The sequence below is a fragment of the Ruegeria sp. BC3 genome, assembly GCF_056539265.1.
Map to the genome: position 1 here is coordinate 1,062,496 of NZ_JBQFUP010000001.1, position 22,178 is coordinate 1,084,673.

Sequence of the window (22,178 nt, forward strand, 5' to 3'; positions counted from 1 at the left end):
AGCTACTGATGACCGAAGCTTATATCTATGATGCCCTGCGCACCCCGCGCGGCAAGGGCCGCAAGGATGGCAGCCTGCACGAGGTAACCTCGGTGCGCCTGTCCGCCGTCACCCTGAACGCGATGAAAGAGCGCAACAACCTCGAAGGTCACGCGGTTGAAGATGTGATCTGGGGCAATGCCACGCAGGTCATGGAACAAGGCGGCTGTCTGGCCCGCACCGCGGTTCTGGCTTCGGACCTGGACGAACGCATTCCCGGCCTGTCGATCAACCGGTTCTGCGCCTCGGGCATGGAGGCCGTGAACCTGGCCGCGAACCAGGTCAAGGGTGGTGCCGGTGACGGTTACATCGCCGGTGGTGTTGAGATGATGGGCCGTGTGGCCATGGGCTCGGACGGAGCGGCAATTGCCGTTGACCCGTCAGTAGCGATGGAGACCTATTTCGTACCGCAGGGTATCTCTTCGGACATCATCGCGACCGAATACGGCTTTACCCGTGATCAGGCCGACCAATTGGCGATGGAATCGCAGCGCCGTGCGGCGCAGGCATGGGAAGAGAACCGGTTCGAAAAGTCAGTGATCGCCGTCAAGGATCAGAACGGTCTGACCATCCTGGACCGGGACGAATATATGCGCCCCGGCACCGATATGCAGAGCCTCGGCGCGCTGAACCCAGCCTTCCAGATGATGGGCGAGCAGATGCCCGGATTCGACAAGGTGGCGATGCTGAAGTACCCGCATCTGGAAAAGATCAACCACATCCACCACGCGGGCAACAGCTCGGGCATCGTGGACGGTGCGGCGGCTGTTCTGATCGGCAACAAGGAATTCGGTGAAAAGCACGGCCTGAAGCCGCGCGCCCGCATCAAGGCAACTGCCAAGATCGGCTTGGACCCGACCATCATGCTGACCGGTCCCGTCCCTGTAACCGAGAAGATCTTGGCCGACAGCGGCATGGCCATCTCTGATCTTGATCTGTTCGAGGTCAACGAAGCCTTTGCCTCGGTTGTTCTGCGCTTCCAGCAGGCATTCGACGTCGACCCCGAGCTGGTCAACGTCAACGGCGGTTCAATCGCTATGGGGCACCCGCTGGGAGCAACCGGTGCGATCATCATCGGCACGCTGCTGGATGAGCTTGAGCGTCAGGACAAGGAAACCGGTCTGGCGACCTTGTGTGTAGCATCGGGCATGGGTGCGGCCACAATCATCGAGCGGGTCTGATGCCCAAGCTGGATCTCTCTCAGATCCCGTTCAAGGGTGGCTCGGCCTATCCCGGCAAGCTGGCTGAGGCGACCGCAGGTCGCTTCGTGCAGCGCGTTGGCGATGCGGGCGGCCTGACCCAATACGGGGTCAACATCGTGCGGCTTGAACCGCAGGGCATGTCTTCACTGCGCCAATACCACATGGAGCAGGACGAGTTTGCCATCATGCTCAGCGGCACCTGTGTGCTGATCGATGACGATGGTGAGCATGAGATGCAGCCCGGCGATTGCGCCGCTTTCCCGGCAGGTGAGGCCAACGGCCATCACCTTGTGAACAAGACCGATGCGCCCGCGACCTTTCTGGTTGTGGGCACACGGACCCCGACCGAGACCGGCTATTACAGCGACATAGACATGATGGTGAAGGATGATGAGAACGGTTTCTCCTTCACCCGCAAAGATGGCAGCCCGCTGACGGCTGACCAGATTGGAGATGACAATGACTGATTTCACTCTGACAAAAGACGCCGATGGCGTCGCAGTGATTTCCTGGGATGTTCCAGGCAAAACAATGAACGTGATGTCCTTTGACGGGTTGGCGCAACTGAGCGACCTCGTCGATCAGGCCCTGGCCGATGATGAGGTCAAAGGCATCATCATCACATCGGGCAAAGAAGGCTCGTTCGCGGGGGGGATGGATCTGAACCTGCTGGCCGTGATGAAGGAACAGGCAGGTGGCGACCCGGCAAAGGGTCTGTTCGAAGGTACGATGCAAATGCACGCCCTGCTGCGCAAGATCGAGATGGCGGGGATGGACCCCAAGACCAAGAAAGGCGGCAAGCCAATCGCGACCGTCCTGCCAGGTACCGCTGCAGGTATCGGCATGGAACTGCCCCTGTCCACACACCGAATCTTTGCGGCCGAAAACCCCAAGGCGAAATACGGCCTGCCGGAGATCATGGTCGGCATCTTCCCCGGCGCGGGCGGCACCACGCGGATGGTCCGCAAGGTTGGCGCTCTGGCGGCGGCGCCGCTGCTGCTGGAAGGCAAGATGCTGGACGTCAAGAAAGCCAAGGGCGCGGGCTATATCGACGAGATCGCAGCCGATCCGATGGCTGCGGCCAAGGAATGGGTGCTGAACGCAAAGGAAGCTGACCTGGTTAAGCCATGGGACGCGAAGGGCTACAAGATGCCCGGCGGCGCCCCCTACCACCCCGCCGGTTTCATGAACTTCGTGGGTGCCTCGGCCATGGTAAACGCCAAGACCCAAGGCGCGTTCCCGGCAGCCAAGGCTCTGCTCAGCGCGGTTTACGAAGGTGCTCTGGTCGATTTCGACACGGCGCTGAAGATCGAAGCACGCTGGTTCACCTCTGTTCTGATGAACCCCTCCTCGGGCGCGATGATCCGCTCGCTGTTCCTGAACAAAGAAGCGCTTGAAAAAGGCGCTGTGCGTCCGGCGGGTGTTCCGGATCAGTCGGTCAAGAAGATCGGCGTTCTGGGTGCTGGTATGATGGGCGCAGGTATCGCTCTGGTTTCGGCGCAGGCCGGGATGGAAGTTGTTCTGGTCGACCGCGATCAGGCCGCTGCGGACAAGGGCAAAGCCTATACCGAGACCTATCTGGACAAGGGCATGAAGCGCGGCAAGGTCACGGCCGAAAAGAAAGAGGCCATGCTGGCGCGCATCACTGCAACCCCGGATCTTGAGCATCTCAAGGGCTGTGATCTGATCATCGAAGCTGTCTTCGAAGATGTCGGCGTCAAGGCCGAGATGACCAAGAAGGTCGAGGCGATTATCCCCGAGGACTGCATCTTTGCCTCGAACACGTCGACCCTGCCGATCACCGATCTGGCCAAGGCATCATTGCGCGCGGACCAGTTCATCGGCATCCACTTCTTCTCGCCTGTCGAGAAGATGTTCCTGGTCGAGATCATCAAGGGCAAGGAAACCGGTGATCGCGCGGTCGCCAAGGCGCTGGACTATGTGCGCCAGATCCGCAAGACCCCGATCGTGGTCAACGATGCGCGTTTCTTCTACGCCAACCGTTGCATCATTCCATACATCAACGAAGGCGCACGCATGATCACCGAGGGCGTCAGCCCCGTTGTGATCGACAACGCCGCGCGTCAGTTGGGCTTCCCTGTCGGGCCGGTTCAGCTGACCGACGAAACTTCGATCGATCTGGGTGCTAAGATCGCCCGCGCGACCAAAGCCGCTATGGGTGATGCCTATCCGGAAAGCCCAGCGGACGATCTGATCTACTGGATGGAAGAACAGGGCCGCCTGGGCCGCAAGGCGAACGCGGGCTTCTTCGACTATGACGAAAAAGGCAAGCGTGTCGAATACTGGAAAGGCCTGCAGGACAAGTACCCGCTGGCCGAAGATCAGCCGGACCTGATCGAAGTGCAGGAACGCCTGATGTTCGCACAGGTATTGGAAGCGGTCCGTGCACTGGAAGAAGGTGTTCTGGAAGACATCCGCGAAGGCGATGTCGGCGCGATCCTGGGTTGGGGCTTTGCCCCCTGGTCGGGTGGCCCGCTCAGCTGGCTGGACATCATCGGCACGCCCTACGCGGCCGAGCGCTGCGACCAGCTGTCCGAAAAGTACGGTGAGCGCTTTGCCTGCCCGCCGCTGCTGCGTGAGATGGCGGAAAAAGGTCAGACCTTCTATGGTCGCTTCAACCCAGAAGCCAAAGCCGCCTAAAAAACAGACGCTGGTGCGGATTACCGCGCCAGCGTCCTACTTTAACCAATTACTTTAATAAAATCAGATTAGTGGAGCCGGTCGCCCCGGCCGCCCTGCCCGACGTACCGCCTTGACGGGCCGCACCGGAAAGATCGGGTTTTGCTGGATCGGCGCAGGAAGCGCGCCCAGTGAATTCGCCAAAACGGCAATGTCTCGGCTATGCGCCACGCTATCGACAAGCTCATCAGTCTGCTCGGCATCGACAATCTTGTACGAGGCATTCTGAGGACGACCCGATGACCCGAAACGCCCTGCGGAACAAAATGCACGCAGACCGCCTTCGATATAGATCACTTCGTCTTGCTCAAAGAACAGGGAACACACATCGAAATAGGATGCGGGCGTTCCCGACGTCAGCCGAAATGTACCGCTAAGCACTCGAGCCGGTACAACGGGCATGCTGATTGGCAAAGTGATCGGCCCATTGATCAGTTTGGTATTGTCGATGACCATACCCTGCTCTGGCATCAACCAGACTGAACGACCACTGTACAGCGTGTTCGAAGGGACCCGGACCAACAGGTTTTCTGTCCGGCTTTCGTTCGCTGGAACCGCGATGCAATCCGTCGAAATCCGACAAACCTGTTGAAATCCGTTGTCCATTGTTCGAACGAGATCGCCGGCAAGAAGATCTTCGACCGCTTTCCACCCTCGGTCGGTTGCGATCTTAGTTCCATGGACGAATCCACCGCGGCGCGAATTCAAGGCAGTCGCCGGACTATCCTGAATCTGGCCGTCCGGGACGTCGGAATAACTCAAAACACTCTGTACATTTAACACGTGTCGCACTCACTTCTGACACAAACCAACTACACCTATCTGTTAACATAGCAGTTATGTGGCAGTCTTATTTTGAACACATTATGGTCCAATTTGGCCCCCCTAAGCCCGTGGAAACCAAAGAAACTTCGAACAACAATGCCAACTTTTGATCCATTGGTCGAAATCTGGAAACTGTGATCAGCGCGAACGTTCAGCGACCTTTCCGAATCTGACCTCGCACCTTGGGCCGACTTGGTTGGGCTCATTCAAAGGATCGGAATACGTTACACCGTCTCGGGCTGCGCGGTCTCGCGCCCTGCCCGCCAACCCAACACCGCACCCGCACAGGCAATCAAGCCGATCCCCGCGATTTGAACCGGCCCGATGGCCTGCCCCAACGCCACATAGGCAAAAAGCGGACCGAAAATCATGACCGAATACTCAAAAACCGCGACATAGGACGGCTCGCCCACCTGATAGGCCTTGATCAACATGAACACGGCGATCGTGGACCCCACCGCCTGAATTACAATCCAGAGCAAGGCAGGCTGCATATCCCAGACCCACCCGCGCATGACAAAACCCTCGGGTCCCGCGGGCGAAGCAATCGGGAACAACTCAAGCACCACCAGACCGATTGCCCCGGCAGACCCGATCGTCACGATCACCGCAGCCAGCAGCGCGACGGTGCTTTCACCGGAACAATGGCTGCGCGTGATCACTGAACTGAATGCGTAAAACAGGCCCCCGGCGACGGGCAACAGGCTGCGCATATCGAAATCATAGGGGTTCAACTGTAAAACGCACAAAATACCCGCAAAGCCCAACAGAACCGCAAAGATACGCCAGGGGCCGATCCTTTGCTTCATCGCAAGGGCCGAAATCAACAGAACGAAAATGGGCGAGGTAAAAAGCCCCGCCAGCGCTTGGGCTATTGGCATAAGAGCCAAAGAGGCAAAGTAAAACAGCATCGCCAGCGTAATCAGCACGCTGCGCAGGATCACGGGGCCAAAGCGTTTGGGTCGCATACCGCCCAGCCCAACAAAGACAGGCCAAAGATCAGCGGCAACATCATCACTGCCCGGCTCAGGTGGAATTGCCACAGGCCAACCGTCTCGGCCAACAAGATCACCACATTGTCGATCACACCGATGATCGCCATTGCACCTATCATCAGCAGTGAGGCCAGTATGGGTGAGGTATGAGTATCCGCCTGCATCTGTCGTTCTTTTACCCGATTGGCACGGCAGGCCAATCCTGCTCCCATCGTGGTATCCAGCACATTTACCCAAGGTGACGCAACTGGTTTGCGCCCTTCGAATTTACCATGTTAAGCTGGGGCAAAATACTAACGAGCAGACCTCATTCAGATGACGGCCCTGAAACAGTACCAGCGGATCGAAGCCACCGGTCTGTGGCGCCCCTCGCCCGATGTACAACGGCGCGAGGTCGTGGTCTCGATTGGCGAAGCGACACTGACGATTTCGGATTTCAACGACCGGGCACTGACCCATTGGTCGCTGGCCGCGCTGGAACGACAGAACCCAGGAACCTTCCCTGCCGTCTTCAACCCCGATGGCGACCCGGACGAAACGCTTGAGCTGGATGAGTCCGAAACCACGATGATCGCGGCCATCGACAGGCTGCAAAAGGCGATCGACCGGTCGCGTCCACATCCGGGTCGTTTACGCTGGCTCAGCGTAGCCGGTGTTGTCGCCGCCGTTGCAGCGCTGTTGCTGCTGTGGGTCCCCGCCGCTTTGCAGAGCCACGTTGTCTCGGTCGTACCCGAGATCAAGCGCTACGATATCGGCGACGCGATCCTGCATCGGATCGAACGGGTGTCGGGGGTGGCGTGCAAGTCCGAAGATGCACAGATGGCGTTAGAGCAATTGGCGACCCGGACTGGTGTGCGCGAAGTTGTCATTCTGCCCGCCGGGGTACAAACCAGCCTCAGCCTACCTGGCGGGATCATCCTGTTGAATCGGGCCCTGGTCGAAGATCACGAAGATCCGTCCATCGCGGCCGGGTACATTATCGCGGAACGCGCCCGGTCTATGGCACAGGAACCGTTGGATGAGCTGCTGGACCGCACCGGCGCAACCACCGCGTTCCGCCTTCTCACGACCGGGGAGCTGACGCCTGAGATTGTCGACTCCTATGCCGAACAAATCCTGTCAGAACCGCGTCCATCCGTGCCCGACGAACAGTTGTTAGAGGTGTTCGCCCAGGCCGCTTTGCCCTCGACGCCCTATGCGTATGCCGTGGATGTGACCGGGGAAACGACACTGGGCCTGATCGAGGCCGACCCGATGGCCGGTCGTCCCCTACCTCAAGTACTGCCGGACCGCGATTGGGTCCGGCTGCAGAATATCTGCGGCGAATAAAGCCGCTTACTTGGTGCCGAACATCCGGTCGCCCGCGTCACCCAACCCCGGCATGATATAGCCTTTTGAGTTCAGTTCACGATCCAGCGACGCTGTGACTATGTGCACATCAGGGTGCGCCTCCTTCATGCGGGCAACGCCTTCGGGGGCGGCCAGCAGGCAGAGGAAGCGGATATCGGTGGCCCCGGCCTCTTTCAGCAGATCAATCGCTGCGGCCGAGCTGTTGCCTGTGGCCAGCATTGGGTCAACCGCGATAACCAGACGGTCTTTCAGTCCCTCGGGCGCTTTGAAATAGTACTGGACCGGCTTCAGCGTTTCTTCGTCTCGGTAAAGGCCAACAAAGCCCACACGGGCCGATGGCACCAGTTCCAGCACGCCATCCAGCATTCCGTTGCCTGCGCGCAGGATCGAAACAAGAGCCAGCTTCTTACCGGCCAAAATGGGCGCGTCCATCTCTTCCATCGGGGTTTCGATGTGACGGGTCGTCAGCTTCAACTCGCGCGTTACCTCATAGGCCAATAGCAGCGTGATCTCACGCAGCAATTGCCGGAACTCAGCGGTCGAGGTGCCCTTGTCCCGCATGAGCGTCAGTTTGTGCTGCACCAGCGGGTGGTCAACGACGGTCAGGTGTTCGCTCATGATCTCTCCAGTCTTTTCTTGACCCGTTCGCGGGTATCATCATCACAAAAGGCCGCGTTCAGGGCCGTGTCATTCAGGGCTGCGAAGTCTTCGGCCTCCCAGCCGAAGGCTTGGTTCAGCATCTCATATTCGCGGCGCATGGTGGTATGGAAAAACGGCGGGTCATCAGTAGAAACCGTTACTCTCACGCCGTGATCGCGCAACCGCGCAATCGGGTGTGCACCAAAATCGGGGAACAGCCCCAGCACCACGTTCGAGCCGGGGCAGACCTCTAGCGTGACCTCACGGTCAACCAGCTCGCGGATGAGATCAGGGTCTTCAATGGCGCGAACGCCGTGGCCCACCCGTTCCACGCCCAGATCGCGCACCGCATCGCGTACGCTTTCCGGGCCGCCGAATTCACCGGCATGGGTGGTCAGGCGCAAACCAGCTTCGCGGGCGCAATCGAAGGCCCACTTGTAGTCACTCTGCGCGCCCACGCCCTCATTTCCGCCCATCCCGAAACCAGTGATCCACTCACCAGCCGTTTCAGCAGCGCAATGCGCGCTTTGCTTGGCCTGTTCCGGCCCGAAATGGCGCACGCAGGTCACCACCCCGCGCATGGTGATGTCAAACTTGCTTTCGGCTTCATCTGCGGCGTCCTGAATGGCGTTCAGATAGTCACGCCACGCAGCAAGATCGCCACCCCCACAGAAATCCGGGCTTAGGAAGGTTTCAGAGTAGACGACACCGTTTTCAGCGCTTTCTTCGAGGATAGCCAACGTCAGACGACGGAAATCCTCAGGGGATTTCAGCACTTCGCAGGCGGCCTCGTACACGCTGAGGAAATGGGCGAAATCACGAAAGTCATAGCTTCCATCCGGCTTGAAGATTCCGCTCAGATCAATGCGCTTTTCATGCGCAAGCTGGCGGATGAATGCGGGCGGCGCTGCACCTTCATGGTGCAGATGCAGTTCGATTTTTGGCAGGTCTGCGACGGTCATAGAAAGCTCTTCCCAGGTCCTTGTGCCGGAATGTTCAGGTGGTGCGCGATACTGGCAGCGACATCGGCGAAATCGACGGCACCGATCTGGCCTGTGCCTTGCCCTGCAATCAAAACAGGAACCTGTTCGCGTGTGTGGTCAGTGCCGATCCAGCTTGGGTCGTTGCCGTGATCGGCAGTCAGCAGCATGAGGTCCCCTTCACGCATCTTGTTCAGGATCAAACCGATCTCACGGTCAAACCATTCCAGCGCGCGGGCATAGCCGCTGATGTCGCGGCGGTGCCCATACAGGCTGTCGAATTCGACGAAATTGGCGAATGTCAGGCTGCCCTCTTCAGCCTCGTCAACCAGATCGGACAAGTGGCCCATCAATTCGGCATCCGAACCTTTGCGCAGCGTGTCGATCCCCTGCATCGAGAAGATATCGCCGATTTTACCGATGGCATGAACCCGACGCCCAACATCCTGCGCCCAGTTGGTCAGAACCGGCGCTGGCGGCAAAATCGCAAAATCCTTGCGATTGGTGGTGCGGGTAAACCCCTGCTCGGGCGAGCCGACAAAGGGCCGCGCGATAACCCGGCCGACTTTCATTTCGTGCAAACGCGGGGCCAGCGCCTTGCACATCGCCAGCAGGCGGTCGAGGCCAAAGCTTTCCTCGTGCGCGGCGATCTGAAAGACGCTGTCAGCGGACGTATAACAGATGGGCCAGCCGGTCCGCATATGCTCGGCCCCCAGCTCGGCAATAATGGCCGTGCCAGAGGCGTGGCAGTCGCCCAGAATGCCGTCTGTGCCCGCTGCTTCGGCAGCAGCGCGGCTGAGATCCGCAGGGAAGGATGGCTTGGTATCGGGGAAATAGTGCCAGTCCCACGGCACCGGCAACCCGGCCAGTTCCCAATGGCCCGAAGGCGTGTCCTTTCCCGGCGAATGCTCGCGCGCGCATCCCCAGAGGCCGGTCGGCTCAGCCACCAGCCCGGGCGTTTCGTCGCCCGAGGCCAACCGCGTCGCAGCCCCCAGCCCCAGCGCATCCAGATTGGGCAAGTGCAACGGGCCGGACCGCCCCTCTTCTGCCCGGCCCTCAGCGCAAGCCTGCGCGATATGCGCCAAAGTGCTTGCGCCGCTGTCTGGAGTCTCGCCGTTGAAGAAGCGGTCCGCATCAGGCGCGCCGCCGATGCCGACCGAGTCCATCACCACCAGAAACGCGCGGGTCACGGTGTGATCCTTTCGTGTATCAGCGTGGGCTCTGTCGGGGCGGCTTCTCCGAGCGTTATCGCGGCGACTACAGCCTCGGCGGCCCGTTTGGCAGCGTCCTCGCGCGCGGCGTGGATCACGGCCAGCGGCGCGCCTTTGTCGACCTTGTCGCCCAGCCGGACGATGTCGGACAAGCCGACCGCTGGGTCGATCACGTCATCTTCGACCTGTCGCCCACCGCCCAGCGCCACAACGGTCAGGCCAAGCGCCTCACCGTCTATGGCGGTGACGTATCCGTTTGTCGGGGCCGGAACCTCAAGGATCACACTGGCCTCAGGCAGGTAGCGCGACCAGTTTTCAACGAACTGCAGCGGCCCGCCAACAGCGGCCATCATGCGCCCGAACCGTTCAGCCGCGCGCCCGTCGCGGATAACGTCCGTGATCTTGTCGCGGCCCTCATCAGCCGTTTTGAACATCCCGGCGTCGGCCAACAACACGCCGCCCAGTTCGGCCGAGATTTCAGTCAGCGGGGCATAAGCGTCTTGGGTCATAACCTTCATGACCTCGGCCACTTCCAGCGCATTGCCCAGCGCGGGGGCCAGAGGTTGATGCATATCGGTGATCACCGCCGAGGTCCGGCATCCCGCCGCGTTCGCGGTTTCCGACAAAGCGCGCGCCAGTTTGCGCGCATCTTCCAGCGTTTTCATGAACGCGCCGCTGCCGACCTTGACATCCAGCACCAAAGCCTCGGGGCTGGCGGCCAGTTTCTTGGACAGGATCGAAGCGGTAATCAGATCCAGGCTTTCCACGGTCGCAGTTACGTCGCGGATCGCATACAGCCGCTTGTCCGCCGGGGCGATCTGCCCCGTGGCCCCAACTATTGCCGCGCCAGTGTCGTGCAAAATCTGAGTCAGGCGCTCCTGCCCGATCTGTGTGCTGACGCCGGGGATCGCCTCGAGCTTGTCCAACGTGCCGCCCGTGTGGCCCAGACCACGGCCCGAGATCATGGGTACATACGCCCCCAACTCGGCCAACGCAGGAGCAAGCACCAGAGAAACGCTGTCCCCCACCCCACCGGTCGAGTGTTTGTCGATCACCGGGCCGTCGAAATCCCAGGTCAGCACATCACCGCTGTCACGCATGGCGGTTGTCAGGTCGGCGCGCCCCTGCGCACCCAGCCCGCCCATGCAGACCGCCATGGCAAAGGCCCCTGCCTGTGCGTCGCTGACGCCGCCATCGGCCAACCCTTGCGCGAACCAGGTCAGCTCATCTCCGGTCGGGACTTGCCCACGGCGCAGTTTTGCAATGATCGAACGGGCGTCCATGAGGTTACACGTCCTCCATATGCGAGGCGTCGAACGCACCCGGCAGCAGGTCTCCGATCGTGGTTGCGAACTCTGCCCCATCCACGGTTGCCAGTGTTACCTTGACGTCGCGCTTACCAAACTCGGCCAGTTTCTGTCGGCATCCTCCGCACGGTGGCACCGGTTGCGGGCTGGAGGCTACGACGTAAACCTCGGAAAGTTCCTGCTCGCCCGCGGCCACCATTGCTGCAATTGCCCCGGCCTCGGCACAGGTGCCTTCGGGGTAAGCCACGTTTTCCACATTGCAGCCCGAATAGACCTGGCCGCTTGCGGACCGGATTGCCGCGCCAACTTTGAAGTTGGAATACGGCGCATAGGCTTTTTCCCGGACAGACAGCGCTGCATCTTTCAAAGTCATGGCGATTCCCCATTTTTGATCAACTGGTCAGAAAAACATACCCTAAATGAAACTGCCCGGGGAGTTGAACCCCCGGGATGCATTATTCCTAGGCCAAAACTGACTTATTCCAGCTTGGTATTGAATACCCCCGGCAAGGTGACCTCGAGCAATTCGATATCATCAGAAGGGTCGGACAGTTTCGTGCGCATGCCCGGCGGGATCACGAACGCATCGCCTTGTTCCAAGCGATATGGTTCGCGACCTTCCCCTTCCAGCGTCACCTCACCCTCCATCACGAAGGTAAAGTGAATATCCGTGTCATGCGCCGCCCAAACCGGATCGCCCTGCCCTTTGCGCACAACCTGTACGCCAGCGACGCCCTTGGTGTTTTCAGCAATCGTCGTGTCACGGCAGACATAGCCCGGTAGGCGGAAGGGTTCCCACGCAGCGCCTTCGGCCTTGTTATAGACGAAACGCTGGCCCTGCCATTCACGGTCCGGGCGAAAATGGGGGGTAGGCAATTCCATCTGGTGATCGATTTCGGTAACGTGTTCGGCGGGAACGCCGATTTCGATCACCTGCACATTGTCGGACGCCTCAAGCACCCGATGGCGGATTTCGGGCGGCTGGATAAAGCAGTCTCCTGCAGTCAGGCGCATCTTTTCGCCCTGATCCTCGTAGACAACATCCACCCAGCCGTGAATGCAGAAGATCAGCTGAAACCCGACTTTGTGGAAATGGACCATATCCGGCACGGGGCCACCGTCAGGAATACGGATATGGCTGGCGATGATGGACCCGCCCAGCCGATCCGGCACCAGATCGCGGTAGTGCATACCCGCGCGCCCAATAATCCACGGTGCCTGATCCTTGAGCCTGCGGACCACAAAGGAATGAACTGTTTCAGGCATCACCATAGGCGGGTTCAGTTCGTCAATCTCGACCCGTGTGCCATTGGGCGCGACCAGATTGCGCTGCCCGTTGGCAAAACCGTCCGGGTCGTCTGTCAGAATACGAATGGTCCCCGGTGTCTCGGGCGCGTCCTTTTCGACCCGCAGGCGCAGCCCGTGGCCGGAAAACACGGCAACCCGTGGGTCGTCGGCGGGATAGATCATGTCCATCCGCATTCCGAGCGTTTTGGTAAAAAAGGGAATGTCGTCGCGCAGCTCGCTGGTGGGCAGTCGGATTTCAGCGCGCGTCTGGTCGATGCTTGAGGTTGAGGTCATACAGAGTCTCTTCGCTGTCGGATTTTGGCCATCCGATCAGAACAGAGACCAAAATGCCAATCGAAAAGAACATCTCAAGCGTTTCTTCCAGAACAAAAAAACGAACTCTCATGAGAGCAGACAAATCGGCGCTGTACATGCCCGAAACTTCTTCGAACACTTGCGCGGCGACTGCCAGAACGCCTGCTAGGACGAAAACGGTAAAAAACGGAGCACGTTGTTTTACAGCCTGCCAGGCGTTGGGGGCGCCATGCCACACCACACCACCAATCACGATGGCGACCAGAGCAAACCGAACCAGCGTCATGTCCAGCATGGTATCGAGCCCATTCAGCAGCCAATACGGCAGGCTATCCACCGGATAGATGTCCGCCTCAAGCTCTCGCTCCGCCAACAGTAAACAGACGAGGCCGATGTACAGGCGGCTCAGGCCGGGATACCGCCAGAGCGCGGCAAGGCCGGCCACAAAAAGCGCAGCGGCCGAGATGGTCTCGAACAACCCGCCCTCTTGGTTCAGCGCAAGCGCCTGCACCGGCCAGATACTCACGGCAGCAAGAACAAGACTGGCGATTGTCAGCACCATGGCATAGACGATGCGGTCGGCCCCAAGCCCCGTCCGGCCACCCGGAAAGGCTATCCCGGCCTGGAATTCATCTTTGTAGCTCATGTGTAGCTTTCGCTGCTCGACGCGTTTAGGTTTGCTCTAAAGATGCACGTACGTAAAAATTATGTGACAAACTTCAACAAGAGCACGGCCAACTTTTACATAACTGTTGCAAAATGACGTAGCGTAGCCAAGCCCGGGAATATAGTTTAATACTAAACCAAATTGTCTTAGGAGTCATAACGCCGATGTCGGATACACCCAGCTTGCGGCAAGCAGCGCTTGAATATCACGCCCATCCCAAACCCGGGAAGCTTGAGATCAAGGCAACGAAGCCCATGGCGAACGGCCGCGATCTGGCGCGCGCCTATTCCCCCGGCGTGGCCGAGGCCAGCCTGGAGATCAAAGCCGACCCCTCCAATGCCGAGCTCTATACAGCGCGCGGAAACCTTGTGGCGGTTGTATCAAACGGGACAGCGGTTCTGGGGCTGGGCAATATCGGCGCGCTGGCGTCGAAGCCGGTGATGGAAGGCAAAGCTGTTCTGTTCAAGAAATTCGCCGGGATCGACTGTTTCGACATCGAAGTCGATCAGCCCGATCCCGAAAAGCTGGCAGATATCGTCTGCGCGCTGGAACCAACCTTCGGTGCGATCAACCTTGAAGACATCAAGGCGCCTGACTGTTTTGTCGTGGAAAAACTGTGTCGCGAACGCATGAACATCCCCGTTTTCCACGACGACCAGCACGGGACGGCCATCGTGGTCGGCGCTGCGGCCAAGAACGCCCTGCACGTTGCAGGCAAAAAGTTCGAAGACATTAAGATTGTCTCTACCGGGGGCGGCGCGGCGGGTATTGCCTGCCTGATGATGCTGGTCAAACTGGGCGTCAAACGCGAAAACATCTGGCTGTGCGACATTCACGGGCTGGTTTACGAAGGTCGTGACGTGGATATGAACCCGCACAAAGACCAGTTTGCTCAGAAATCGGACCTGCGCACATTGGATGACGTTATTGGCGACGCAGACCTGTTCCTTGGCCTTAGCGGTCCAAACGTTTTGAAGCCCGAGATGGTGCAGAAGATGGCCAAACGACCGATCATCTTTGCGCTGGCCAACCCGACACCGGAAATTCTGCCCCAGGCAGCCCGCGAGGTCGCACCGGATGCGATCATTGCCACCGGGCGCAGCGACTTTCCCAATCAGGTCAACAACGTCCTGTGTTTCCCCTTTATCTTCCGGGGAGCGCTGGACGTGGGCGCGACCGAAATCAATGACGAGATGCAGATCGCGTGCGTGGACGGCATCGCAGAGATGGCTCGCGCGACAACCAGCGCCGAGGCGGCGGCGGCCTATAAAGGCGAACAGCTGACCTTTGGTCCTGACTATCTGATCCCCAAGCCGTTTGATCCGCGTCTGGTCGGCGTGGTGTCCTCATCCGTGGCTAAAGCCGCTATGGAGAGCGGCGTCGCCAAGCGTCCGATCAAGGACATCGATGCCTATAAAGAGCGTTTGAACCAGACCGTGTTCAAGTCCGCCCTACTGATGCGCCCGGTGTTCGAGGCCGCCGCAGCCGCCTCGCGCCGGATCGTGTTTGCCGAAGGCGAGGATGAGCGGGTATTGCGCGCAGCGCAGGCCATTCTAGAGGAAACGACTGAGACACCGATCCTGATCGGCCGCCCCGACGTGATCAATGCGCGTTGCGAACGGCTTGGCCTAACGGTGCGCCCGGGCAAAGACTGCCAAATCGTCAACCCGCAGGATGACCCGCGATACTATGACTATTGGAACTCGTATCACGAGATCATGCAGCGCCGAGGCGTCACGCCCGATCTGGCGAAAGCCATCATGCGCACGAACAACACCGCCATTGCGGCCATCATGGTTCATCGCGGCGAAGCCGACAGTATGATCTGTGGCACGTTTGGCGAGTATCGTTGGCACCTGAATTACGTCGAGCAGGTTCTGGACGACGGCGATCTGCGGCCGCATGGTGCGCTGTCGCTGATGATCCTTGAGGACGGGCCACTATTCATCGCTGACACCCATGTACGACAGCTTCCCACCCCCGAAGAATTGGCCGAGACGACACTTGGCGCTGCGCGGCACGTCCGACGCTTCGGGATCGAGCCCAAAATCGCCTTTTGCTCGCAATCGCAGTTCGGCAATCAGGCCGAAGGGTCGGGCAAACGCTTGCGGGCCGCGATGGAGATCCTCGACTCCGAGCCGCGCGATTTCACCTATGAGGGTGAAATGAACCTGGATCTTGCTCTGGACCCTGAGCTGCGTTCGCGCATCTTCCCGAATTCGCGCATGCAGGGTCCAGCCAATGTTCTGATCTTTGCCCATGCCGACGCGGCCAGCGGCGTGCGCAACATCCTCAAGATGAAGGCCGATGGGCTTGAGGTCGGCCCGATCCTTATGGGGATGGGCAACAAGGCGCACATCGTGACGCCTTCGATCACGGCGCGTGGGTTGCTGAACATGGCAGCCATCGCGGGCACCCCGGTCGCCCATTACGGTTGATTAACCAATACCCACTATACAGGGCGTCAAAGCGGCGCCCTGTTTGATTCCAAACCGGGTGCGTGGTTTGCACACCAAACTATGCAACTTTGCAAAAACTCGAATTCAGTCGCAAAAACGCAGCAAAATCGCGGTAGTTTGCAAAAATTTGCAGGCTAGTTAGCGGATTCTTGCAAATATTTTGCGATAAAGTGACGCTCCGTCATTCCGGTCGCTTGTGCGGTGACCTCTGGCCACATAACACATCTTCCAAGGAGTTTTTGGAGGAGGTCACCGTGGCTTATCAGGACATTTACGAAAGCTGGAAATCGGACCCAGAGGCATTCTGGATGAAAGCCGCGCAAGAGATTGACTGGGTTCAGCCGCCAACCAAGGCATTGTTCGACGACAACGCGCCTTTGTACGAATGGTTCAGCGATGCCAAGGTAAACACCTGTTGGAACGCGGTGGACCGGCATGTTGAAAACGGTCGCGGCGAACAAACCGCCATTATCTATGACAGCCCGATCACGCACACCAAGCGCGAGATTTCCTATGTCGAGCTACGCAACCGTGTCGCCAATCTGGCCGGCGCGCTGCGGGCCAAGGGTGTCGAAAAAGGCGATCGCGTCATCATCTATATGCCGATGATCCCCGAAGCGCTTGAGGCTATGCTCGCCTGTGCTCGCCTAGGGGCCGTTCACTCGGTTGTGTTCGGCGGCTTTGCCAGCAACGAACTGGCCGTGCGGATTGACGATGCGAAGCCAAAGGCCATCATCGCCGCCTCCTGCGGGATGGAGCCGGGTCGCGTTGTGCATTACAAACCTCTGCTGGACGGCGCCATCGACATGGCCAGTCACAAGCCCGAGTTCTGCGTCATCTTCCAGCGCGAACAGGAAGTGGCTCAGTTGGTCGAAGGCCGCGACTATAACTGGCACGGCTTTCAGTACGGTGTTGAACCGGCGGAATGCGTGCCGGTCGAGGGCAATCATCCGGCCTATATCCTCTACACCTCAGGCACGACCGGTGCGCCGAAAGGTGTCGTCCGCCCAACCGCAGGCCATCTGGTCGCGCTGAACTGGACGATGAAGAACATCTATGACGTCGATCCGGGCGATGTGTTCTGGGCAGCGTCTGACGTGGGGTGGGTCGTTGGGCATTCCTATATCTGCTACGCGCCGCTGATCCATGGCAACACAACGATTGTGTTCGAGGGCAAACCTGTCGGCACACCCGATGCAGGTACCTTCTGGCGGGTAATTTCCGAACACAAAGTGAAGAGCTTCTTCACCGCACCAACCGCCATCCGAGCCGTCAAACGCGAAGACCCCAAGGGGGAGATGCTGGCAAAGTATGACTTGTCCAGCCTGCGCGCCCTTTATCTGGCCGGGGAACGCGCTGACCCCGACACGATCGAATGGGCACAGGATGCACTGAAGGTCCCTGTGATCGACCATTGGTGGCAGACTGAAACCGGCTGGACCATTGCGGGCAACCCTCTGGGGATTGAGGAGCTACCGGTCAAGCTGGGCTCACCTGCGAAACCAATGCCGGGCTATGACGTGCAGATTCTCGACGAGGGCGGTCACCCGATGAAACCAGGGGAACTGGGTGCGATCGCCGTCAAACTGCCCCTGCCCCCGGGAACTCTGCCAACGCTGTGGAATGCGGAAGAGCGGTTCAAAAGCTCGTACCTGAACCACTTCCCCGGTTACTATGAGACCGGAGACGCGGGCATGGTGGACGAGGACGGATACCTCTACATCATGGCCCGCACCGATGACGTGATCAACGTCGCCGGTCACCGCCTGTCCACCGGCGGCATGGAAGAAGTTCTGGCCGCCCACCCCGACGTCGCCGAGTGTGCCGTAATCGGCGTGACCGATCAGTTGAAGGGTCAAATGCCGGTTGGCTTTCTGTGCCTGAACGCAGGCTGTGATCGGGACCATGGCGAGGTCGTGCAGGACGTGGTCAAGTTGGTGCGGGAAAAGATCGGGCCTGTCGCCGCGTTCAAGCTGGCTGTGGTGGTAGACCGTTTGCCCAAGACACGCTCGGGCAAGATCCTGCGCGGCACCATGGTGTCGATTGCCGACAGCAAAGACTACAAGATGCCCGCAACCATCGATGATCCAGCCATCCTGGACGAAATCACGGATGCGTTGAAAACCATTGGTTACGCGCAATAACAGGCGTTTGGGCGGCGATCCGTCGCCCGACGTCTGTCTTTCGCTTGCAACCTGAAACAGGCCCCCTACTGTCATCCCAAGACAGTGAGGGCCCATGACACAAACCGACATCTGGCGTCTGAACGCCACCGACCTGACCGCCTTGACCCGCATTGGTGACCTGAGCGCCGAAGAGGTCACCCGGAACGCCGTCGACCGGATGCATCAGACCAACCCTGCGCTGAATGCAGTCGTCGAGGACCTGAGCGATGAGGCCCTGAGCCGCGCGCGTGATCTGGATGTGGCGGTAGCGGGTGGCGCGCCGGCCGGTCCGCTGCATGGTGTGCCCGTCACCATCAAGATCAATGTCGATCAAAAGGGGCATGCGACCTCGAACGGCGTGGTCGCGCTGAAGGATGTGATCGCCCCAGACGATGCCCCTGTGGTTCGCAACCTGCAGAACGCCGGGGCTGTCGTGATCGGACGGACCAATACGCCCGAGTTCTCGTTCCGCGCCGACACCGATAACCCATTGCATGGTCGCACCCATAACCCTTGGGGGCGGCATATCTCACCCGGCGGGTCTTCGGGCGGTGCCGGTGCGGCGGTGATGGCCGGTATCGGCGCTTTGGCCCATGGCAACGATATCGGCGGCAGTCTGCGATTCCCTGCGGCGGCCAATGGCGCAGTCACGGTCAAACCCGGATTGGGCCGCGTGCCAGCATGGAACCCCAGCCAAAAGGCTGAGCGTGGAATTCTGGCGCAATCCATGTCGGTGCAAGGGTTGATCACCCGCTCCGCCGCCGACCTGCATCTGTCTATGCCCAGCCTGATCGCCCCGGACCCGCGCGACCCGTTCCACGTCGCCATGCCGTGGCGCGGTGAGGCTATGGACGGCCCGGTCAAAGTCGCCTTCACCAAGAACACCTTTGGCTACGCCCTGCACCCCGAAGTCGACAAGGCGTTGGACACGGCCCGAGATGCGCTGGTCGACGCCGGATATCTGGTCGAAGAGATCGACCCGCCTGACGTCTTCGAATGCGGGCGGTCCGGCTATCGCGCGCTGATGGGAGAAGTCTTGACACTGCTCCGAAGCGATATCGAGGCTGCGGGGTCAGAGACCATCCGCGAGATTTTCGAGGTCTACTTTCAGGAATTTCCGCCCATCGTAGAAACCGACCTGATCCGCATTCTGGCCAAGCGCACCCATTATGCCCGCGAATGGTCAGTATTCATGGAGGACTACCCTCTGGTCCTGTCCCCGTTCCTGCCGCAACCATTCTTCAAACCGGACCGGGACACCGAAGGCGCAGAAGGTGTGCACGAGGTTCTGGGCTGTGCGGTTTATTCCTATTCGATGAACTTCCTCGGCCTGCCCGCCGCTTGTGTACCTTCCCGACTGGCCGATTTGCCCAATGGGCCGCAGCCGATCAACGTTCAGATCGCGGCCCGCCGTTGGCGCGAAGATATGGCCGTGGATGCCGCCGCCGCGATCGAGGCGCGAGTCGGCCAGATGTGCCTGCCTTTGTGGGAGAAGATGGGCGCCTAAAACGACCCCAACAATAATAGACCCCGGGTTATTGTGCCCGGGGTCCGCTTGCTAAAATATGCCCGGATATCGGTAACGAGCGTAGCACCACCTACCCTCGCCAGCGCAAAATCTGCGCACTCGTTCGAAAACGTCGTTTGGTGGCCACTCACTCCCACCGTGACGTGATCTCCGGGCAAGAGTAGATTAGCGGAATGTTAATGAACCTCATGTGAACCAGTTCACACAAGTTCTAAAAATTTCGTAAATCCCATATTTTAGGTGAATTGCTCAGAAATAAGGCGTTCTTCTAACCCGTGCCCCGGGTCAAACAGAATGCGATGCTGGATCGAGGGTTCGGACCGGATCTCGACCCAGTCGATGTCTGGGAAAGACACCGAATCCGCATCGGCCATGACCGGGCGCTTGTAAGCGTCCAGTACATCGAACCGGACTTTGGCGATCTTGGGCAAAAGCGCCCCGCGCCACCGGCGTGGTCGGAACGCGGCGATTGCAGTCAGGGCCAGAACATCCGAGCCAATCGGCAAAATCGGGCCATGTGCCGAATAGTTATACGCGGTCGATCCCGCAGGTGTGGACAGAAGTGCGCCGTCGCAGACCAGTTCGTCCATTCGCACCCGACCATCTACGCTGATCTTAAGCCGCGCGGCCTGCGGACCGGCGCGCAGCAATGACACCTCGTTAATCGCGAGGGCCTCGTGCATCTTGCCGGACTGATCCATCGCCCGCATGGCCAACGGGTTGATGACTTCTTCCTCAGCAGCATCCAGCCGCGCCATCAGGTCGGATTCGTGAAACTCGTTCATGAGAAATCCGATTGTGCCGCGATTCATGCCATAAACCGGCGTATCCAGATGCTGCATGTTGTGCAGGGTATGCAGCATGAACCCATCACCGCCCAGCGCCACCACCACATCCGCATCCCGTGGCGCGGCATTGCCATAGCGTTTTACCAAGGTGTCGCGGGCCGTCTGGGCCACTTTGACGTCGCTGGCGAGGAAAGCGATTCTCTGGATCATTTGTTCCGGTTTCCGGTCTTGCACATTTGGTTCCGAAACAATCATACCTTTCCCCGATAGGCCAGACTTGACGCCCCAGCAGGCCAAATCGTCGCTTTAAAGCTTTTGCCCTTGCACGGTTTCCGATAGGAAATCCGCAAGATTTTGACACAGACATGTGGAGCGCCCATGAACGCCAATCTCCGTGATACCGGATTTTTCACCCAGTCCCTCGCCGACCGTGACCCCGAGCTGTTTGGCTCGATCACATCCGAGCTGGGTCGTCAGCGCGACGAGATCGAGCTGATCGCGTCCGAGAACATCGTCTCTGCCGCCGTGATGGAAGCGCAGGGCTCGGTCATGACCAACAAATACGCCGAAGGGTATCCCGGTCGTCGTTACTATGGCGGGTGTCAATTCGTTGATATCGCTGAAAATCTGGCCATCGACCGCGCCAAAGAGCTGTTCGGTTGCGGGTTCGCCAACGTGCAGCCAAACTCGGGCTCTCAGGCCAACCAGGGCGTCTTCCAGGCGCTGATTAAACCCGGCGACACGATTCTGGGCATGAGCCTGGACGCAGGCGGTCACCTGACCCACGGCGCACGTCCAAACCAGTCGGGCAAGTGGTTCAACGCTGTGCAGTACGGCGTCCGCAAAGAAGACAACATGCTGGACTATGATCAGGTCGAAGCGCTGGCGAAAGAGCACCAGCCCAAGCTGATCATCGCCGGTGGCTCGGCCATCCCGCGCCAGATCGACTTTGCCCGCATGCGCGAGATTGCTGACATGGTCGGTGCCTACCTGCACGTGGACATGGCGCACTTTGCCGGTCTGGTCGCCGCAGGCGAACACCCCAGCCCCTTCCCGCATGCACATGTGGCGACGACCACCACGCACAAGACCCTGCGCGGTCCGCGTGGCGGCATGATCCTGACCAACGATGAAGATATCGCCAAGAAAGTGAACTCGGCCATCTTCCCCGGCATTCAGGGCGGCCCGCTGATGCACGTGATCGCGGCCAAGGCCGTCGCTTTTGGTGAGGCTCTGCGCCCCGAGTTCAAGAACTACATACAGCAAGTCGTGACCAACGCGCAGGCGCTGTCGGATCAGCTGATCAAGGGCGGTCTGGATACCGTCACCCACGGCACGGACACCCATGTTGTTCTGGTCGACCTACGCCCCAAAGGCGTCAAAGGCAACGCGACCGAAAAGGCCTTGGGCCGCGCGCACATCACCTGCAACAAGAACGGTGTGCCGTTTGACCCCGAAAAGCCGACCATCACCAGCGGCATCCGTTTGGGTTCGCCCGCCGGGACCACACGCGGGTTTGGCGAGATCGAGTTCCGCCAGATTGCGGACTGGATCATCGAGGTTGTCGACGGTCTGGCGGCCAATGGCGAAGACGGCAACGGCGCGGTTGAAGCTAAGGTCAAAGCCGAGGTCGCAGACCTCTGCGCCAAATTCCCGATCTATCCGAACCTGTAAGCCCTACAGGTTTGATGAATCACAAGCGGCGCCCGTCAGGGCGTCGT

General features: G+C 59.5%; 19 protein-coding genes. 8 read left to right on the top strand and 11 right to left on the bottom strand.

Features of this window, described 5'->3' with window-relative positions; genetic code table 11:
* The first annotated feature begins 8 nt into the window (after positions 1-8).
* From ACR0MV_RS05300 to ACR0MV_RS05310, 3 genes are read left to right on the top strand one after another with little or no spacing between them, the layout of a single operon-like run.
* A complete protein-coding gene (locus ACR0MV_RS05300) occupies positions 9-1,220 on the top strand; it encodes an acetyl-CoA C-acetyltransferase (protein ID WP_170465285.1) in 1,212 nt (403 codons plus the stop codon).
* Entirely contained in the window at positions 1,220-1,708 is a 489-nt protein-coding gene (locus ACR0MV_RS05305) for a cupin domain-containing protein (protein ID WP_480701201.1), read from the top strand. Before ACR0MV_RS05300 ends, ACR0MV_RS05305 begins: the two co-directional genes overlap by 1 nt.
* Positions 1,701-3,902 (top strand): 3-hydroxyacyl-CoA dehydrogenase NAD-binding domain-containing protein, encoded by a 2,202-nt coding sequence (locus ACR0MV_RS05310; protein ID WP_480701202.1) that lies wholly within the window; start codon positions 1,701-1,703, stop codon positions 3,900-3,902. Before ACR0MV_RS05305 ends, ACR0MV_RS05310 begins: the two co-directional genes overlap by 8 nt.
* 63 nt (positions 3,903-3,965) lie before the next feature.
* Here ACR0MV_RS05310 and ACR0MV_RS05315 read toward each other — a convergent pair whose 3' ends face one another.
* The 3 genes from ACR0MV_RS05315 to ACR0MV_RS05325 form a co-directional block, all read right to left on the bottom strand.
* Positions 3,966-4,649: a Hint domain-containing protein gene (locus tag ACR0MV_RS05315; protein ID WP_480701254.1), complete on the bottom strand. Its 684-nt coding sequence runs from the start codon at positions 4,647-4,649 to the stop codon at positions 3,966-3,968.
* Positions 4,650-4,990: 341 nt separating this feature from the next.
* Positions 4,991-5,734, bottom strand: coding sequence for a DMT family transporter (locus ACR0MV_RS05320; RefSeq protein WP_480701203.1), 744 nt, complete (start codon positions 5,732-5,734; stop codon positions 4,991-4,993).
* Complete coding sequence (locus ACR0MV_RS05325; RefSeq protein ID WP_480701204.1) at positions 5,707-5,973, bottom strand: hypothetical protein; 267 nt, start codon at positions 5,971-5,973, stop codon at positions 5,707-5,709. Before ACR0MV_RS05325 ends, ACR0MV_RS05320 begins: the two co-directional genes overlap by 28 nt.
* A 103-nt stretch (positions 5,974-6,076) precedes the next feature.
* Between ACR0MV_RS05325 and ACR0MV_RS05330 the strand changes: the two genes are divergently transcribed.
* A complete protein-coding gene (locus ACR0MV_RS05330) occupies positions 6,077-7,090 on the top strand; it encodes a hypothetical protein (RefSeq protein ID WP_480701205.1) in 1,014 nt (337 codons plus the stop codon).
* Positions 7,091-7,096: 6 nt separating this feature from the next.
* On the opposite strand, the gene upp is transcribed toward ACR0MV_RS05330, so the two are convergent.
* The 7 genes from upp to ACR0MV_RS05365 all read right to left on the bottom strand — a co-directional run bounded on the left by upp (position 7,097) and on the right by ACR0MV_RS05365 (position 13,496).
* Positions 7,097-7,729 carry a uracil phosphoribosyltransferase gene (gene upp / locus ACR0MV_RS05335; RefSeq protein WP_170426577.1) on the bottom strand — a complete coding sequence of 211 codons (633 nt, stop codon included), beginning with the start codon at positions 7,727-7,729 and terminating at the stop codon, positions 7,097-7,099.
* On the bottom strand, positions 7,726-8,712 hold the full coding sequence (locus ACR0MV_RS05340; RefSeq protein WP_480701206.1) for an adenosine deaminase: 987 nt from the start codon (positions 8,710-8,712) through the stop codon (positions 7,726-7,728). The genes upp and ACR0MV_RS05340 overlap by 4 nt, the downstream gene beginning before the upstream one ends.
* A complete protein-coding gene (locus ACR0MV_RS05345) occupies positions 8,709-9,920 on the bottom strand; it encodes a phosphopentomutase (RefSeq protein ID WP_170426579.1) in 1,212 nt (403 codons plus the stop codon). Before ACR0MV_RS05345 ends, ACR0MV_RS05340 begins: the two co-directional genes overlap by 4 nt.
* Complete coding sequence (locus ACR0MV_RS05350; protein ID WP_170426580.1) at positions 9,917-11,224, bottom strand: thymidine phosphorylase; 1,308 nt, start codon at positions 11,222-11,224, stop codon at positions 9,917-9,919. Before ACR0MV_RS05350 ends, ACR0MV_RS05345 begins: the two co-directional genes overlap by 4 nt.
* A 4-nt stretch (positions 11,225-11,228) precedes the next feature.
* Positions 11,229-11,621: a cytidine deaminase gene (locus ACR0MV_RS05355; protein ID WP_170426581.1), complete on the bottom strand. Its 393-nt coding sequence runs from the start codon at positions 11,619-11,621 to the stop codon at positions 11,229-11,231.
* 104 nt (positions 11,622-11,725) lie between these two features.
* Positions 11,726-12,829 carry a cupin domain-containing protein gene (locus tag ACR0MV_RS05360; RefSeq protein WP_480701207.1) on the bottom strand — a complete coding sequence of 368 codons (1,104 nt, stop codon included), beginning with the start codon at positions 12,827-12,829 and terminating at the stop codon, positions 11,726-11,728.
* Entirely contained in the window at positions 12,792-13,496 is a 705-nt protein-coding gene (locus ACR0MV_RS05365; RefSeq protein WP_480701208.1) for a hypothetical protein, read from the bottom strand. The genes ACR0MV_RS05360 and ACR0MV_RS05365 overlap by 38 nt, the downstream gene beginning before the upstream one ends.
* Positions 13,497-13,681: 185 nt before the next feature.
* Between ACR0MV_RS05365 and ACR0MV_RS05370 the strand changes: the two genes are divergently transcribed.
* The 3 genes from ACR0MV_RS05370 to ACR0MV_RS05380 all read left to right on the top strand — a co-directional run bounded on the left by ACR0MV_RS05370 (position 13,682) and on the right by ACR0MV_RS05380 (position 19,648).
* Entirely contained in the window at positions 13,682-15,955 is a 2,274-nt protein-coding gene (locus ACR0MV_RS05370) for an NADP-dependent malic enzyme (protein ID WP_480701209.1), read from the top strand.
* A gap of 275 nt (positions 15,956-16,230) precedes the next feature.
* The gene (prpE, locus tag ACR0MV_RS05375) at positions 16,231-18,120 is read left to right on the top strand and encodes a propionate-CoA ligase PrpE (RefSeq protein WP_170426585.1); all 1,890 of its coding nucleotides are present in this window, start codon (positions 16,231-16,233) and stop codon (positions 18,118-18,120) included.
* Positions 18,121-18,214: 94 nt separating this feature from the next.
* Positions 18,215-19,648: an amidase family protein gene (locus tag ACR0MV_RS05380; protein ID WP_480701210.1), complete on the top strand. Its 1,434-nt coding sequence runs from the start codon at positions 18,215-18,217 to the stop codon at positions 19,646-19,648.
* Positions 19,649-19,905: 257 nt separating this feature from the next.
* On the opposite strand, the gene ACR0MV_RS05385 is transcribed toward ACR0MV_RS05380, so the two are convergent.
* Positions 19,906-20,667, bottom strand: coding sequence for an NAD kinase (locus tag ACR0MV_RS05385; protein ID WP_480701211.1), 762 nt, complete (start codon positions 20,665-20,667; stop codon positions 19,906-19,908).
* Between the two features lie 168 nt (positions 20,668-20,835).
* Here ACR0MV_RS05385 and glyA point away from each other — a divergent pair, with 168 nt between their 5' ends.
* Positions 20,836-22,131 carry a serine hydroxymethyltransferase gene (gene glyA / locus ACR0MV_RS05390; RefSeq protein ID WP_170426588.1) on the top strand — a complete coding sequence of 432 codons (1,296 nt, stop codon included), beginning with the start codon at positions 20,836-20,838 and terminating at the stop codon, positions 22,129-22,131.
* The last annotated feature ends 47 nt before the right edge of the window (positions 22,132-22,178 follow it).

What these genes read in the sequence shown, in the direction of transcription:
- ACR0MV_RS05320 (WP_480701203.1), bottom strand. Translation starts at nt 5,734, where the DNA reads ATGCGACCCAAACGCTTTGGCCCCGTGATCCTGCGCAGCGTGCTGATT.
- glyA (WP_170426588.1), top strand. Translation starts at nt 20,836, where the DNA reads ATGAACGCCAATCTCCGTGATACCGGATTTTTCACCCAGTCCCTCGCC.
- ACR0MV_RS05385 (WP_480701211.1), bottom strand. Translation starts at nt 20,667, where the DNA reads ATGATCCAGAGAATCGCTTTCCTCGCCAGCGACGTCAAAGTGGCCCAG.
- ACR0MV_RS05325 (WP_480701204.1), bottom strand. Translation starts at nt 5,973, where the DNA reads ATGGGAGCAGGATTGGCCTGCCGTGCCAATCGGGTAAAAGAACGACAG.
- ACR0MV_RS05350 (WP_170426580.1), bottom strand. Translation starts at nt 11,224, where the DNA reads ATGGACGCCCGTTCGATCATTGCAAAACTGCGCCGTGGGCAAGTCCCG.
- ACR0MV_RS05305 (WP_480701201.1), top strand. Translation starts at nt 1,220, where the DNA reads ATGCCCAAGCTGGATCTCTCTCAGATCCCGTTCAAGGGTGGCTCGGCC.
- ACR0MV_RS05340 (WP_480701206.1), bottom strand. Translation starts at nt 8,712, where the DNA reads ATGACCGTCGCAGACCTGCCAAAAATCGAACTGCATCTGCACCATGAA.
- ACR0MV_RS05380 (WP_480701210.1), top strand. Translation starts at nt 18,215, where the DNA reads ATGACACAAACCGACATCTGGCGTCTGAACGCCACCGACCTGACCGCC.
- ACR0MV_RS05370 (WP_480701209.1), top strand. Translation starts at nt 13,682, where the DNA reads ATGTCGGATACACCCAGCTTGCGGCAAGCAGCGCTTGAATATCACGCC.
- upp (WP_170426577.1), bottom strand. Translation starts at nt 7,729, where the DNA reads ATGAGCGAACACCTGACCGTCGTTGACCACCCGCTGGTGCAGCACAAA.
- ACR0MV_RS05360 (WP_480701207.1), bottom strand. Translation starts at nt 12,829, where the DNA reads ATGACCTCAACCTCAAGCATCGACCAGACGCGCGCTGAAATCCGACTG.
- ACR0MV_RS05355 (WP_170426581.1), bottom strand. Translation starts at nt 11,621, where the DNA reads ATGACTTTGAAAGATGCAGCGCTGTCTGTCCGGGAAAAAGCCTATGCG.
- ACR0MV_RS05300 (WP_170465285.1), top strand. Translation starts at nt 9, where the DNA reads ATGACCGAAGCTTATATCTATGATGCCCTGCGCACCCCGCGCGGCAAG.
- ACR0MV_RS05310 (WP_480701202.1), top strand. Translation starts at nt 1,701, where the DNA reads ATGACTGATTTCACTCTGACAAAAGACGCCGATGGCGTCGCAGTGATT.
- ACR0MV_RS05330 (WP_480701205.1), top strand. Translation starts at nt 6,077, where the DNA reads ATGACGGCCCTGAAACAGTACCAGCGGATCGAAGCCACCGGTCTGTGG.
- ACR0MV_RS05365 (WP_480701208.1), bottom strand. Translation starts at nt 13,496, where the DNA reads ATGAGCTACAAAGATGAATTCCAGGCCGGGATAGCCTTTCCGGGTGGC.